At 35.1% G+C, this 14,943-nt stretch carries 13 protein-coding genes; 6 read left to right on the forward strand and 7 right to left on the reverse strand.

The features are described from left to right. Positions 1-6 precede the first annotated feature (6 nt). The 3 genes from KW502_RS08965 (at position 7) to KW502_RS08975 (ending at position 2,230) form a co-directional block, all read left to right on the forward strand. Positions 7-735: a ferritin-like domain-containing protein gene (locus KW502_RS08965; protein ID WP_219040215.1), complete on the forward strand. Its 729-nt coding sequence runs from the start codon at positions 7-9 to the stop codon at positions 733-735. Between the two features lie 41 nt (positions 736-776). Next, complete coding sequence (locus KW502_RS08970; protein WP_219040216.1) at positions 777-1,613, forward strand: ferritin-like domain-containing protein; 837 nt, start codon at positions 777-779, stop codon at positions 1,611-1,613. Between the two features lie 152 nt (positions 1,614-1,765). Beyond that, positions 1,766-2,230 carry a CBS domain-containing protein gene (locus tag KW502_RS08975; protein WP_219040217.1) on the forward strand — a complete coding sequence of 155 codons (465 nt, stop codon included), beginning with the start codon at positions 1,766-1,768 and terminating at the stop codon, positions 2,228-2,230. Positions 2,231-2,276: 46 nt separating this feature from the next. Here the strand turns inward: KW502_RS08975 and KW502_RS08980 are convergent, their stop codons facing one another. Both KW502_RS08980 and metG read right to left on the reverse strand, forming a co-directional pair. Continuing rightward, entirely contained in the window at positions 2,277-3,179 is a 903-nt protein-coding gene (locus tag KW502_RS08980; protein ID WP_219040218.1) for a histone deacetylase family protein, read from the reverse strand. Positions 3,180-3,232: 53 nt separating this feature from the next. Further along, positions 3,233-5,293, reverse strand: coding sequence for a methionine--tRNA ligase (gene metG, locus KW502_RS08985; RefSeq protein WP_219040219.1), 2,061 nt, complete (start codon positions 5,291-5,293; stop codon positions 3,233-3,235). 100 nt (positions 5,294-5,393) lie between these two features. Between metG and KW502_RS08990 the strand changes: the two genes are divergently transcribed. The 3 genes from KW502_RS08990 (at position 5,394) to KW502_RS09000 (ending at position 7,280) form a co-directional block, all read left to right on the forward strand. After that, on the forward strand, positions 5,394-6,296 hold the full coding sequence (locus tag KW502_RS08990; protein ID WP_219040220.1) for a S66 peptidase family protein: 903 nt from the start codon (positions 5,394-5,396) through the stop codon (positions 6,294-6,296). 152 nt (positions 6,297-6,448) lie between these two features. Beyond that, positions 6,449-6,808, forward strand: a complete 360-nt coding sequence (locus KW502_RS08995; protein ID WP_219040221.1) for a YraN family protein — start codon at positions 6,449-6,451, stop codon at positions 6,806-6,808. Between the two features lie 100 nt (positions 6,809-6,908). Next, a complete protein-coding gene (locus KW502_RS09000) occupies positions 6,909-7,280 on the forward strand; it encodes a DUF4174 domain-containing protein (RefSeq protein WP_219040222.1) in 372 nt (123 codons plus the stop codon). Between the two features lie 239 nt (positions 7,281-7,519). On the opposite strand, the gene mfd is transcribed toward KW502_RS09000, so the two are convergent. The 5 genes from mfd to rsmA all read right to left on the reverse strand — a co-directional run bounded on the left by mfd (position 7,520) and on the right by rsmA (position 14,927). After that, positions 7,520-10,897 carry a transcription-repair coupling factor gene (gene mfd / locus KW502_RS09005; RefSeq protein WP_219040223.1) on the reverse strand — a complete coding sequence of 1,126 codons (3,378 nt, stop codon included), beginning with the start codon at positions 10,895-10,897 and terminating at the stop codon, positions 7,520-7,522. Between the two features lie 108 nt (positions 10,898-11,005). Further along, positions 11,006-11,953 (reverse strand): 2-hydroxyacid dehydrogenase, encoded by a 948-nt coding sequence (locus KW502_RS09010; RefSeq protein ID WP_219040224.1) that lies wholly within the window; start codon positions 11,951-11,953, stop codon positions 11,006-11,008. Between the two features lie 145 nt (positions 11,954-12,098). Continuing rightward, positions 12,099-12,500: an acyl-CoA thioesterase gene (locus tag KW502_RS09015; protein ID WP_219040225.1), complete on the reverse strand. Its 402-nt coding sequence runs from the start codon at positions 12,498-12,500 to the stop codon at positions 12,099-12,101. A 230-nt stretch (positions 12,501-12,730) separates the two neighbouring features. Then, the gene (gene mgtE / locus KW502_RS09020) at positions 12,731-14,083 is read right to left on the reverse strand and encodes a magnesium transporter (protein WP_219040226.1); all 1,353 of its coding nucleotides are present in this window, start codon (positions 14,081-14,083) and stop codon (positions 12,731-12,733) included. Further along, positions 14,064-14,927, reverse strand: coding sequence for a 16S rRNA (adenine(1518)-N(6)/adenine(1519)-N(6))-dimethyltransferase RsmA (gene rsmA / locus KW502_RS09025; protein ID WP_219040227.1), 864 nt, complete (start codon positions 14,925-14,927; stop codon positions 14,064-14,066). Before rsmA ends, mgtE begins: the two co-directional genes overlap by 20 nt. Positions 14,928-14,943: the final 16 nt, after the last annotated feature.

Genomic DNA, 14,943 nt, shown 5'->3' on the forward strand with positions numbered 1-14,943 from the left:
TTAATTATGAAGAACAAAAACGTAAAAGTAGAACGTCTTGTAACCCAAAAAGGTAACAAAAGAAGACAATTTTTAAAAATGAGTGGACTTGCAATTGCCGGTAGTGGTTTAATATTAAGCTGTAGCGATGATGACGATTTCACTGAAAATGTACCTGATTTATTTGATTTGGGTAGCGGAGATCTTGGTGTTTTAAATTATGCTTATGCGCTTGAACAGCTAGAAGCAGATTTCTATACCAAAGTCGTTAACGGCTCCTATTGGTCTGGTGCTGCTGCAGAAGAAAAGCAAATCTTAGAAGATTTATATAATCATGAGGTAAATCACCGAGAGTTTTTTAAAGCTGCTTTAAATGCTAATTTCGATGCGGAATTAGTTTTACCAGAAAGTTTAGAGTTTGATTTTTCAACCGTAAATTTCTCGAATCGAGATTCTGTGTTAGAAACTGCTCAATTATTAGAAGACACTGGTGTTAAAGCATACAATGGTGCTGGTAAATTAATAGAAACTGCCGCTTATTTAGTTATTGCAGGAAAAATTGTTTCTGTAGAAGCAAGACATGCTGCTGCAATTAGAAGTATTAGAGGTAATGATATGGATGATTTTAAACTTTTTGCAGGTGATGATATTGTGGATAGCCAAAGTGGTCTAGACGGGGCAGAAAATCCATCAGTAATTATCAATGCCGCTAAAGACTTTTTCGTTACTCCATTTACAGCAAATCAATTGCCGTAATCAAGTATCATTTAATTTTTTAATAATTTAAAAACAACATCATGAATCTTATAAAATTTTTAGACGAATTCACCTCAGAAAATCTAGCCAAAAAAGGAGCTTCAAGAAGAGATGCATTTAGCACCTTTTCTTCACTTGGTAAAAAAGCAGCAATCGCTGCAGTACCTTTTGGCATGGCAACTTTATCAAATAAAGCAAAGGCTGCAACTATGTTTCAAACAGACGATGCAGTAGGTGCTTTGCAATTAGCGCTAACACTAGAATATTTAGAAGCAGATTTCTATTTAAAAGCTCTAGAATCTAACGTATTAGATGAAGACGTTAGTGGTAAAGCAAATGCAATTTACGAACAAATTTCAAAGCACGAATCTGCTCACGTAACTTTGCTGCAAGATACTTTAATAAGCTTAGGTGAAACTCCTGGAACATCACCACAATTTGATTTCACAGCTAACGGTGCTTTTGATCCATTTAACACGGACAATCCAGACGCTTATGTTCAATTATTAGCATTAGCTCAAGCATTTGAAGATACAGGAGTAAGAGCCTATAAAGGTCAGGCAGGAGCATTGATGGGTAATGATGCACTATTAACTGCGGCATTACAAATACATTCTGTAGAAGCTCGTCATGCTTCTGAAATAAGAAGATTAAGAGAACTTCAAGGTTGGATTACCTTAAATGAAAGAGGAGAAGGAATGCCAGCTGCCACCCAAGCCGTTTATAATGGAGAAGAAAATATATCTCAAGCTGGTGTAGATGTTACCACGCTTGGAAGTGGGTCTCCATTTACAGCAATAGCTTCTTCTCAAGCTTACGATGAGATCTTGACAGGAGACGAGGCCACTAGTATTGCGAGTTTATTTATAGCATCTTAAACATTATAATTCTTATTAAAAAAGAGCGCTTTGAACTTAAAGCGCTCTTTTTTATTTATTGTTGAATATTTACTAAATTTAACTGCTTAATTTTATTATTTTTATAATATAAATTTTTTATTTATATTTAAGTAACTGAAAAATAAAAAGTTATGGCTATTAAAAATTTTCAAACTAAAAAATTAGAAGAAGAGGTAATTTCAGAAAACATCACCGTTAGTGATTTTATGACGATAAACTTATATAAATTTTATAAGAATCAAAGTGTTTTAGAGGTGATGGAAACTTTACTTAAACATAATATTTCAGGAGGACCTGTAGTTAATGATCAAAATGAATTAGTAGGTATTATTTCTGAAGGTGACTGTATTAAACAAATATCTGAATCTCGTTATTACAATCAGCCTATGGAAAATATGAGTGTTGAAAATTATATGATTAGAGATGTAGAAACAGTAACGCCAGACATGCATTTATTTGATGTAGCTAATAAATTTTTAAGCTTAAAAAAAAGAAGATTTCCAGTTTGTGAACAAGGGAAATTAGTTGGCCTCATTAGTCAAAAAAATGTATTGAAAGCAGCTTTAGAGCTACAAGGACATAGTTGGAAAAGTTAACCTATATTAAAATAACAGGCCAGCTGTAGTGATACTAAATCTACTCCTAAAAAAAGATTTTTTGAGCTAAACGATAAGTATTTGCGTGTGCCTCAACAATATGTTTGATCTCTTTAGAATAACCGCCACCCATACTACATTCTACAGGGAGATTTTTATCTTTTAAAGATTGTAAAACAAAACGATCTCGCTCTTTACAATCGTCTATACTTAAACTTAGCTTCCCTAATTTATCAGTCGCCAACACATCTACACCAGAAAGATAAAATACAAAATCTGGCGCTACCATTTCAATTAACTTCGGTAATGTTTCTTTTAAAATTTTCAAATATTCTTCTCCCTCTGTTTGGTTTGGTAAACCAATATCTAAATTTGATTTTTCTTTTTTGAAGGGATAATTACTTTCGCAATGCATTGAAAACGTAAAAACCGAATCATCATTTTCAAAAATTTCAGCCGTTCCATTTCCTTGATGTACGTCTAAATCTACAATTAGTATTTTTTCTGCTAAATTATGCTGCTGAAGATACCTTGCTGCAATAGCCTGATCATTCAGCATACAAAAGCCTTCTCCTCTATTGGTGTAAGCGTGGTGAGTTCCTCCGGCAATGTTCATTGCTATTCCATATTGCAAAGCAAACTCAGCTGCCATAATCGTGCCGCCTGCTATTAATCTTTCTCGCCAAACTAACTCACGAGAAAGCGGAAAACCTGTTCTTCTAATTTCTTTCTGCGTTAGTTTTAGGTTGAGAAAATCATAGTAATAATCAACATCATGAACGTCACAAATGTATTTATCATTGGGCAATTTTGGTTCAAAAAAATTCTCTTCGCTACAAGTTCCTTCTAACAATAATTGCTGCGGAAGTAGTTCATACTTTTCCATAGGAAATCTATGCCTCGCCGGCAACGGATAAACGTAACTAGGATGAAAAGCGATTTTGAGCATATAAATAAATTCTCCTTATTGATTTTAAAAAATCAACGAGGAGAATTTTAAATTTAAGAAATTACGGTTCCGCTAGTTACTCCGCTTTCATCTGGATTTACAAAAACCAATTTTCCTTCGGCATTTTCTGTCATTAAAATCATTCCTTCACTCATCGTTCCGCGAAGTTTTATAGGTTTTAAGTTGGCGACAACGCTTACTTTTTTTCCTATGATATCTTCAGGTTTAAAATGTTCTGCAATACCAGAAACGATGGTTCTTTGATCGATACCGGTATCTACTTTTAGAATTAATAATTTTTTTGCTTTCGGCATTTTTTCAGCCTCAATAATTGTCCCTACTCTAAGGTCGAGTTTGGTAAAATCATCAAATTCAATAAATTCTTTCTGCGAAATGACTTCGGCTTCTTCTGTCGCGTTTACTTTTTTGGTCGCTTCTAATTTATCGATTTGTTTCTGAATTTCTTCATCTTCTACTTTTGCAAATAACAATTCAGCTTTTTCTATTTGATGATCTTTTTCTAACAATACTTTTTCTGTTGAAATATCTTCCCAAGAGTAATCTACTTCTTGTAAATTCAACATTGCTTTTAATTTATTAGAAGTAAATGGTAAAAACGGTTCACTTAAAGTAGCTAGTGCAGAAGCTATCTGTAGAGCTACATACATCACAGTTTCTGTGCGTTCTTTATCTGTCTTAAAAGTTTTCCAAGGCTCTTCATCGGCTAGGTATTTATTTCCTAATCGAGCTACATTCATCAATTCAGCTTGCGCTTCTCTAAAACGATATTTTTCAATTGAGCTAGCAATTACTGAAGGGTAGGCTTTTAATTCGGCTAAAGTTTGTTCATCTATTGCTAAAAACGCTGCAGGACTTGGTACCTTACCCTCGTAATATTTATTGGTTAGCACTACAACTCGGTTAATAAAGTTACCGAAAATGGCTACTAATTCACTGTTATTTCGCTGCTGAAAGTCTTTCCAAGTAAAATCGTTATCTTTAGTTTCAGGAGCATTGGCAGTTAATACATAACGCAACACATCTTCTTTCCCTGGAAAATCTTCTAAATATTCGTGCAACCAAACCGCCCAATTTTTAGAGGTAGAAAGTTTATTGCCTTCTAAGTTTAAAAACTCATTAGCAGGCACATTATCTGGCATTACATAATCTCCGTGCGCTTTTAACATTACCGGAAAAATAATACAGTGAAAAACAATATTGTCTTTACCTATAAAATGAACCAGCTTAGTATCTTCATCTTTCCAATATGGCTCCCAGTCTTTGCCTTCACGTTCTGCCCATTGTTTGGTGGCCGAGATGTAGCCAATAGGCGCATCGAACCAAACATAAAGCACTTTACCATCGCCACCTTTTACAGGCACAGGAATTCCCCAATCTAAATCACGGGTAACGGCACGAGCACGTAAGCCATCATCAATCCACGATTTACATTGGCCGTAAACGTTAGATTTCCAATCTTTTTTATGTTCTTTTAGTATCCATTCTTTTAAAAATGGTTCATATTGATCTAAAGGTAAAAACCAGTGTCTAGTTTCTTTTAAAATGGGAACGGCTCCAGTGATTGCCGATTTAGGGTTGATTAAATCTGTTGCGTTATGGGAAGTTCCGCACTTTTCACATTGGTCGCCGTAACTTTCTTCATAACCACACTTAGGACAAGTACCTACCACAAAACGATCGGCTAAAAATTGTTGTGCTTCTTCATCATAAAGTTGTTGCGTAACTTCTTCTATAAACTTATCTTCATCATATAATTTCTGAAAAAAATCGGAGGCCGTTTGGTGATGAATTTTGGAAGACGTGCGCGAATAATTATCAAAAGCTATCCCGAAATCTTGGAATGATTTTCTAATAATTCCGTCGTACTTATCCACCACATCTTGTGGCGTTACGCCTTCTTTTTTTGCTTTAATGGTAATGGGCACACCGTGTTCATCGCTTCCGCAGACAAAAACTACATCTCTCCCTAGTTTTCTTAAATATCTTACATAAATGTCTGCTGGCACATAAACCCCTGCTAAATGTCCAATATGAATAGGACCGTTAGTATATGGTAAAGCGGCAGTAATGGTATATCTTTTTGGTGTACTCATTTCTCGAATTTTAAGGGGGTAAAGGTAAGAAAAGCCACGAGGATTTTGAAACTGTTTATAGAAAAGAGATTTTTACTATTTTTAAACAAAATTATTTCAGATGAAATCACCGCAACCCCTTCAGAAACATGATAAAATCGCTATCGTAGCCACCGCAAGAAAAACTAAGAAAGAAGATTTGCAACCAGCCATTCAGCTTTTGCAACAATGGGGGCTTCAATATGTAATTGGTTCTAGCATCGGATTAGAAGAACATCAATTTGCAGGAAGTGATGAAGAACGTGCAAAAGATCTTCAACAGCAATTAGATGACCCTAAGATTAAAGCGATTTGGTGCGCAAAAGGAGGTTACGGAACGGTTCGTATTTTAGATTTAATCAATTTTTCAATGTTTAAAAAAAATCCGAAATGGATTATTGGTTACAGTGATGTGACCGCTTTGCACGCACATATTCACAATTTAGGTATTGCCACGCTTCACGCACAAATGTGCATTGGGGTAGAAACTAAGTCTGAAGCAAGTCGAGTATCTTTACAAAAATTACTTTTTGGTAAAAAGGTTAATTATCAATTTCAAAGTCATCAACTTAATAGAAATGGAATTGCGCAAGGAGAACTAATTGGCGGAAATTTATCGGTGCTCTATTCACTATGCGGAAGCAATTCTAACCTCAACACCACAAGAAAAATTCTTTTTTTAGAAGACTTAGATGAATATCTCTACCATATTGACCGCATGATGCAAAACCTAAAGCGAAATGGAATGCTAGAAAATTTAGCTGGACTCATCGTTGGCGGAATGAGCGCTATGAATGATAACAGCATTCCGTTTGGAAAAACTGCTGAAGAAATTATTTCAGAAACAGTTGCAGCTTATGATTTTCCAGTCGGTTTTAATTTTCCGGCAGGTCATATTGAAGATAACCAAGCCTTAATTTTAGGGTCAAAAGTGAAACTTGAAGTTACTGAAAACGGCTCTCTGTTGAGTTACCTTGAAGAATAATAAATTTAATTTGAATATCTTTATACATAATCACGTCCTGCTTAACTTGTTTTAGCATCACATATAATTACAAAAAATATAATCTCAACCCTGCATGGTGAGAACAATTCGATATTAACACCAAAAGATTCCTGCCTACGCAGGAAATAGCTATGGCACAGCACAACGAACTTGGTAAAAAAGGTGAACAACTAGCGGTAGATTTTCTACATCAAAAAGGCTATGCTATTTTAGAACGTAATTACCGTTTTCAAAGAGCAGAAGTAGATATTATTGCTCAAAAAGAAAATTTAATTTGTGCCATAGAAGTAAAAACCAGAAGTACACCAGAATTTGGTAATCCGCAAGATTTTGTAAAACCCAAACAAATTCAGCAGTTGGTAAAAGCAATGGATTTTTATGTTACAGATAACGATCTTGATGTTGAATTACGTTTTGATATTATGGCTATTATCAAAAATAAACTCGGCACTCGCATCGAACATCTAGAAGATGCGTTTCTATATTTTTAAGATAGTTTTATCGCTGCTCGTTATGACCATTAGGAGTTTCTTTTTAAATTTAAGAATAAAAAATATATTATTAGTACTTATATCAATAGGAACGACGACGATGACAGCCCAAGAAATATCTACTTACAAATGGAAAAATAGGTTAGTTCTTGTCCTTTCTTCTTCTACTGAAACAGCCGACTATCAAAAACAAGTACAAAAGCTCAAGGAAAATACTGAAGGTTTAGCTGAAAGAAAAATCAAAGTATTTCAAATTACTCCTGAAAAATTTACAACAGATTTTAGTAAGAATTGGAAAAGAGAGCCTTCACTATACGATAAATTTTCAACCCCAAATGCTGATTTTGAAATTATATTAATTGGTCTTGATGGCGGGAAAAAACTACGTCAGCAACAGCCCATTTCAACTGAAAAACTATTTTCTACTATAGATGTTATGCCTATGCGAAAAGCAGAAATGCGTAGAGATTAAATTCATTCTTATTCAATTAAAAAAAACCTCAACATTAAGATATTTATCCGGACTATGAGGTTTAAATCCTATTCGACTTAAAATATATTGTATGTCCGCTGTGCCATAATATTTAATTTCCGGCACGCTGAAATTGATTCAGGGTCTTCCTAACCATCATGAGATGCCGAATCAAGTTCAGCATAACATTTTTAAATTGAAAAATTTAGTTGACAAAAGGCGAATAATTACTCATTTATTTAAGCTTCGACTTCTTCCTCTTTCTTTCTTAAATCTAAAGGCTGCAAAGCTTTCAAGGCTTTCTCTATCGAATTAATCTTATCGAAAGTTAATAGCAAACGTAAACCACTTCTGGTTTTCTTTTCTTTCATCTTACAAGTCGTAGGATGTGATTGTACGTATTGTAAAACTTTAGTAAAATTAGCCGTTTGATAGAAACGCGATTGCTGATCTGATATAAAATACCCAATCAGTTTGTTTTGCTTCATAATTATACGTTCTAGACCTATCTTAGAAGCAATCCATTTGATGCGGACACTGTTCAATAAATCAACCGCCGGAACCGGTAATTCACCAAAACGATCGACAAGCTCGGCTTCAAATTTTTCTAATTCTTCTTCGGTTTTCAGTTCGTTCAGCTTCGTATATAAATTCAGACGTTCTGCAATGTTATTGATGTAATCATCCGGGAACAGAATTTCAAAATCGGTATCGATCTGGGTGTCTTTTACAAAGTCTTTATCTTCAACATTCTCTTCATCATACAAATCTTTGAATTCATTTTCTTTCAATTCTTCAATGGCTTCGGCAAGAATTTTCTGATACGTATCAAAACCTATTTCGTTAATAAATCCGCTTTGTTCTCCGCCCAATAAATCACCGGCACCACGAATCTCTAAATCTTTCATCGCGATATTAAAGCCACTTCCTAATTCTGAAAATTGCTCTAAAGCGGTCATTCGTTTACGTGCTTCTTCGGTCATTGCCGAATATGGTGGTGTGATAAAATAACAGAAGGCTTTTTTGTTGCTTCGCCCTACCCGACCACGCATTTGATGCAGATCTGATAGCCCAAAATTATTGGCATTATTGATGAAAATGGTATTTGCGTTGGTTACATCCAATCCGCTTTCAATAATTGTAGTCGAAACCAACACATCAAATTCGCCATTAATAAAACTCAGCATTAATTTTTCGAGTTTCTTCCCTTCCATCTGTCCGTGGCCAATCCCCACTTTAGCATCAGGAACTAAACGCTGAATCATGCCGGCAACTTCCTTAATATTCTCTATTCGGTTATGAATAAAGAAAACCTGTCCGCCTCGCTGAATTTCATATAAAACAGCATCCCGAATACTTTCTTCGGAAAAACGAATCACATTCGACTCAATTGGATAACGGTTTGGTGGCGGTGTGGTAATCGTAGATAAATCTCGTGCTGCCATCAAACTAAACTGAAGCGTTCGCGGAATTGGCGTTGCTGTAAGTGTTAAGGTATCTACATTTTCTTTAATAGTCTTCAGTTTATCTTTTACAGCAACTCCAAACTTTTGCTCTTCATCTACAATCAGCAATCCAAGATCTTTAAATTTTACTGTTTTACTTGCCAATTGGTGCGTACCAATAATAATATCTACGCGACCACTTTCTAGATCGGCTAAAGTTTCCCGACGTTCTTTTGCTGTTCTAAATCTATTTAGGTAATCTACGGTAACCGGCAAATCTTTTAAACGCTCAGAAAATGTTTGATGATGCTGAAAAGCCAAAATTGTTGTGGGCACCAAAACCGCAACTTGCTTTCCGTTATCCACTGCTTTAAAAGCAGCACGAATCGCTACTTCTGTTTTCCCGAAACCAACATCCCCACAAACCAATCTATCCATTGGGCGTTCGTTTTCCATATCTTTTTTTACCGCTTCGGTAGCGGTACTTTGATCTGGCGTATCTTCATAGATAAATGAAGCTTCTAGCTCGTGCTGTAAATATGAATCTGGACCGTAGGCAAAACCTTTCTGCAATCGGCGTTTTGCGTATAATTCAATTAAATTATAAGCAATATGTTTAACTCGGGCTTTGGTTTTGCTTTTCAGTTTTTTCCAGGCATTACTACCTAATTTGAAAATTTTTGGCTCTTTCCCGTCTTTCCCGTTATATTTTGAAATTTTATGTAACGAGTGAATACTTAAATATAAAATATCACGCTCGCCATAAATTAATTTAATCGCTTCCTGTTTTTTGCCTTCTACGTCAATTTTCTGGAGTCCGCCAAATTTCCCAATTCCGTGATCAATGTGCGTTACATAATCGCCAACCGTAAGATTGGTGAGTTCTTTAAGCGTTATCGCTTGCTTTTTAGCATAACCATTTTTTAAGCTGAATTTATGGTAACGCTCAAAAATTTGATGATCGGTATAGCAAACATTCTTTGCCTGCTCATCGATAAAACCTTGAAATAACGAAAGCACCACCGTTTTATATTTGACTTCTCTATCTTGATCTTTAAAAATATCGTGAAAACGTTTGGCTTGTTGTTCGCTTCCGCAGAAAATATAATTGGAATAGCCTTTTTCTTGATTTTCGATTAAATTGGTAATTAATAAATCGAATTGTTTGTTGAAAGAAGGTTGTGGTGTAATAAAAAAGACAATTTCTTTCTTCGGTTTTAACAACGGATAATTGCTTAATTCTGCCACCGAAAAATCTAATAATTGTTTATTTATTAATGAAGAAGTACAAAAAAGTTCTGCTGGTTCGCTTTGCTTAATTTCTCCTGAAAGTTTCTGAAAAGCCTCTTCTGCTTTTTCAAAAAGTTTATCGATTTGTGCTGAAAAAAGATCTAGATTTTTAACGAAAATCAAGGTGTTCTCTGCTACATATTTTAAAAAGCTTTCTCTTATTTCGTCGAGTTTTTTATTCTCGACATTCGGCATAATAGAGATTTTCTTGACCTTATCTGTTGAAAGCTGTGTTTCCACATCGAAACTACGAATACTATCTACTTCATCCCCAAAAAATTCGATTCGGTACGGTTCGTCATTACTGAAAGAAAATACATCTATAATTCCACCGCGTACAGAAAATTCACCTGGTTCGGTTACAAAATCTACGCGTTTAAACTTGTATTCAAATAAAACTTCATTTACAAAATCAATGGAAAGCTCGTCTCCATTATTTATTTTAAGAGTGCTTTTATCAAGCTCCTTCCGAGTAACTACTTTTTCGAAAAGCGCATCGGGATAAGTCACAATAACCGAAGGTTTCTTACGCGAATTGATACGGTTTAACACCTCGGCTCGTAAAAGCACATTGGCATTATCTGTCTCTTCAATTTGATAAGGCCTGCGGTAACTCCCCGGATAGAACAAGACATCTTCTTCCCCAATTAATTGTTCCAAATCGTTTAGGTGATAGGCCGCTTCTTCTTTATCATTTAAAATCAATAAGAAAGGACGATTGGTTTCCTTAAAAGCGTTAGCCACCACAAAAGAAAGTGCAGAGCCTACAAGACCTTTTAGATGAATTTTATCGGTATTTTTTCGGGAAACGGCAATAGCGTCTCGCAATTCCTGCTGCTGCGGGGATTGTGCAAAACTGTGGGAGATATTAGCTGTACTCATTGCCACAAAGATAATTGCAAAACCAAAGCTTCACAACTGACTACGAAATTTTTAACATAGCGTTTAAATATGCTAGTAGTAAAGTTTTCTCTTCTTTAATTTATAAAATTAAACTGATTTGAATTCGGCTTTAATTTTATCTACAATTACCTGAGCTAGTTTTCGTTTACTCTCCACCGTCCAGCCCGCTACGTGTGGAGAAAGTAATACATTTTCAGCTTCTATTAAATATTGAAAAGCCGCTGACATTTGTGTTGCAGAAGTAAATAAATTTTCAAAAGAAGTTTTTTCATACTCCAACACATCGAGTCCTGCACCTAAAACTTTTCCTGTTTTTAAAGCATTTACCAAATCTAAAGTGACTACACTTTGCCCACGACCGGTATTGATGAACCAAAAGTTATGCTGAAAAGCTGTGATAAAATTAGCATCAATCATGTTTTTGGTAAGCGCGGTTAAAGGTGTGTGCAAGCTTACTACCTCAACCTTCTGCTGAAATTTTTCTAAGCTCACTTGTTTAGCAAATTGATCTCCTACATTTTCTTTAATATCGTAACAAAGCACCTCAACCTCAAAGCCTTGAAGTTTTTTAGCGAACGATTTCCCCATATTCCCGTAGCCAATAATCCCCACGGTTTTCCCTTCTAATTCAACTCCGCGATTCTCTTCACGTAACCATTGACCATTTCTAACTTCTTGATCGGCTTTATTGAGTTTATTGAACAAAGATAGTAACATACCCAATGCGTGTTCTCCCACAGCATTGCGGTTACCTTCTGGGGCAGAAAAGAGTTTAATACCTTGTGCTAAGGCAAAGTCTACATCTATATTTTCTAAACCAGCTCCCAGTCGACCTATAAATTTTAAATTTTTTGCTGCGGAAAGAAATGCTACATCAAGCTTAAAACGACTGCGGATAATAAGACCTTCGTAATTATTAATTTTTGCTAAAATTTCTTCTTTAGAAGATGTATAATCTTCATCATTAGCAAACCCCAGCTCCTGAAGTTGTTCTAAAATTAAGGGATGATTTTTATCGAGATGAAGGACTTTCATTTTTGTTTTTGTTTTATTTTTTTACCTATTGAAGAAAATCATTATAAATATATCATGCTGAATCTGGTTTTTCTCCTCAAAATGATTTAAAAATCACCGCATGATAAAAACTTTAGACTTCGCTCAAAATGAAATTAATAATACACTAATCTTTAAAAAAAGGTTCTGTAATTTCTGGCGTGATGCGTGAAGGTCGGTGACTTTGCTTTTCTATAAGACACCATAATGTTTTAGCCTGTGCTAAAATTTTATTATCTTTTTTACGAATAATCTCTACGCGTCGCTCGCTTTTTACACCTTCGTGGCTTTCTATCCAAGTTTTGAGTATAAGTTTATCGTTTAAATAAGCTGGACTTTTATATTCTATAAAATGATTTAAAACAACCCACCCCATTCGTTCTCTTAACTCTTTGGAAGTTTTTAGATTCCAGTGTTTTTCTCCCACATCTTGCACCCATTGCAAATAAGCAACATTATTAACGTGCTTTAATTCGTCGATGTGTTCTTGTTGAACTTCAATTTCATATTGAAAAGGAATAGGTGTCATAGTAATCTTTTGCTTTCACCAAATGTAGCAATATTACTATTTCTTTAAAATTTTTTCTGTTGAAGAAAACACTTAAAGGAAAATATGTTTTTATAAACTGAATATTTTGCGTGAAGGATGGAGGCTTTGTTGGAGCTCTTTTTGTTTTATTTTTCGTACACTCGAGTTTTATAAAACAAAAAAGCGACTGCCGAGAGCCTGACCCGTAGGGACACGCCCCAATAAATTGCCTAAAAGCCAAGAATTAATTTAGCGATACTGAAATAAATTAAAATTCCGCAAATATCATTACTAGTGGTGATAAAAGGTCCTGTAGCCATCGCAGGGTCAATACCTTGTTTGTGTAAAATAATGGGAACAAAAGTACCAATAAGAGAGGCCGTTATAATTACTGAAATAAGTGAAATAGCAACAGTTAATCCAAAATCAAAACCAAGATTTAAAAGAAAAACTCCTCCTAAAATTAGTAAAGCAGCTAGTACAGCTCCGTTAATTAAGCTTAATAAAACTTCTTTTAATAATCTATTTAATAGCGAACCTCGCAAGGAGTTATTGGCTAGACCTTGTAATACTATGGCTGAAGATTGTACGCCTACATTCCCTGCCATTGCTGCAATTAGAGGAACAAAAAAGAATAACTCTCCGTGCTTTTCCATAGCACCGTCAAAGGTTTCTAGAACATTTACACTTATAAAACCACCTAAAAGAGCTAAGATTAACCATGGTAAACGTGCACGCATAAGATGCCATATACCACTATCTGCTTCTACTCCTTCAGAAATACCAGCCGCCATCTGGTAATCTTTCTCTGCTTCTTCTTTGATAAAATCTAAAATATCATCGACGGTAATACGCCCGACAAGTTTACCCATTTCGTTCACCACAGGAATAGCTTCTAAATCGTATTTTTGCATAATACGAGCTACTTCTTCGCCTTTAGTATCTACGGAAACATAATCTACTTTATTAATATATACATCGCTAATTTGAGCGGTACTTGGCGCAGTGATTAAATCTTTTAATGACAGTCTACCCTTAAGTTTATTTTTATTATCGACCACATAAATAGAATGTACACGAGTAACGTTTTCTGCTTGGTCACGCATCTCGCTCATGCAACCGGTGACGCTCCAGTTTTCGTTAACTTTAACTAGCTCTTTTGCCATTAAACCACCCGCAGAATTCTCGTCATACCGCAAAAGATCTACAATATCAACGGCGTGTTGCTCATCTTCAATATGAGCGATAACTAATTCTTTTATTTCTGGAGAAAGTTCACCAACGATATCTGCGGCATCATCGGTATCCATTTCTTCAATCTCTTCTGCTATTTCTTTTGCCGAAAGATTATTAAGTACTTTTTCACGATCTTCATCGGCAAGTTCCATTAAAACTTCTGCCGTTTTATCGCTTTCTAAAAGTTTAATGACGTAGGTAGCATCGTCTAGGTCTAGATCTTCTAGTGTTTCAGCAATATCAGCGTGGTGCATATTTTCAAATTGCACCAAGAGTTCCTTGTTATTTTTTTGTTCTACAAGGTTTTCTATTTTTTCAATAAACTCCCTACTTATCTGAAATTGCATCCTGTTGTATCTTTTGGGTGAGTTCTAAAAATTGCTTCACCGATAATTGCTCGGGTCGCTGCCCAAAGATAGTATCTTCTTTTAATTGCGGACTAAGATCGAAGGTTTTTAGGCTATTTCTTAACGTTTTTCTGCGTTGTTGAAATGCTGTTTTTACGACTCTAAAGAACAACTTTTCTTCTACAGGAAGGCTATAGTCTTTTTTTCTAATTAAACGCAAGACTCCACTATCTACTTTTGGCGGCGGATTGAATACAGTTGGGGGTACGGTAAATAAATATGCTGCCTCAAAATAAGCCTGTGCTAATACTGAAAGTATTCCGTAGGTTTTACTTCCTTCTTTTGCACAAATACGTTGAGCTACTTCTTTTTGAAACATCCCAGTAAATTCTGGCACTAATTCTTTGTTTTCTATGGCTTTAAAAACAATTTGTGTAGAAATATTATAAGGAAAATTTCCTGTGATTGCGAAAGGTTCACCGTTAAATAGCTCTTCTAAATTCATCTTTAGAAAATCTGCTTCAATCACTTGAAAGTTTTGAGTAGAAACGTGCGGGTAATCTAAAGCGAACGATTGGTTTAAATACTCAATCGATTCGGTATCTAAATCGGCTGCAATTACATTTTTCCCTTTTTGTAATATATATTTGGTAAGTACTCCTGTACCAGGACCAATTTCTAACACATTCTCATAACCGCTTAAAGTAAGTGTATCGCCAATACGCTCGGCCACTTCTTCATCTTTTAAAAAGTGCTGACCTAAATGTTTTTTGGCTCTTACAGGGTCTGAAGAATGTTGTTTTACAGAAGATTTCTGTGTTTTATGAGTATATTTTTTTTTCATGTTCAGAAATCATTTT

The sequence above is a fragment of the Mesonia aestuariivivens genome (assembly GCF_019311235.1).
Classification (GTDB): Bacteria; Bacteroidota; Bacteroidia; order Flavobacteriales; family Flavobacteriaceae; genus Mesonia; species Mesonia aestuariivivens.

Excerpts from the sequence above, each read along its gene's own strand:
- KW502_RS08965 (WP_219040215.1), top strand. The coding sequence starts at position 7 with ATGAAGAACAAAAACGTAAAAGTAGAACGTCTTGTAACCCAAAAAGGT.
- KW502_RS08970 (WP_219040216.1), top strand. The coding sequence starts at position 777 with ATGAATCTTATAAAATTTTTAGACGAATTCACCTCAGAAAATCTAGCC.
- KW502_RS08975 (WP_219040217.1), top strand. The coding sequence starts at position 1,766 with ATGGCTATTAAAAATTTTCAAACTAAAAAATTAGAAGAAGAGGTAATT.
- KW502_RS08980 (WP_219040218.1), bottom strand. The coding sequence starts at position 3,179 with ATGCTCAAAATCGCTTTTCATCCTAGTTACGTTTATCCGTTGCCGGCG.
- metG (WP_219040219.1), bottom strand. The coding sequence starts at position 5,293 with ATGAGTACACCAAAAAGATATACCATTACTGCCGCTTTACCATATACT.
- KW502_RS08990 (WP_219040220.1), top strand. The coding sequence starts at position 5,394 with ATGAAATCACCGCAACCCCTTCAGAAACATGATAAAATCGCTATCGTA.
- KW502_RS08995 (WP_219040221.1), top strand. The coding sequence starts at position 6,449 with ATGGCACAGCACAACGAACTTGGTAAAAAAGGTGAACAACTAGCGGTA.
- KW502_RS09000 (WP_219040222.1), top strand. The coding sequence starts at position 6,909 with ATGACAGCCCAAGAAATATCTACTTACAAATGGAAAAATAGGTTAGTT.
- mfd (WP_219040223.1), bottom strand. The coding sequence starts at position 10,897 with ATGAGTACAGCTAATATCTCCCACAGTTTTGCACAATCCCCGCAGCAG.
- KW502_RS09010 (WP_219040224.1), bottom strand. The coding sequence starts at position 11,953 with ATGAAAGTCCTTCATCTCGATAAAAATCATCCCTTAATTTTAGAACAA.
- KW502_RS09015 (WP_219040225.1), bottom strand. The coding sequence starts at position 12,500 with ATGACACCTATTCCTTTTCAATATGAAATTGAAGTTCAACAAGAACAC.
- mgtE (WP_219040226.1), bottom strand. The coding sequence starts at position 14,083 with ATGCAATTTCAGATAAGTAGGGAGTTTATTGAAAAAATAGAAAACCTT.
- rsmA (WP_219040227.1), bottom strand. The coding sequence starts at position 14,927 with ATGAAAAAAAAATATACTCATAAAACACAGAAATCTTCTGTAAAACAA.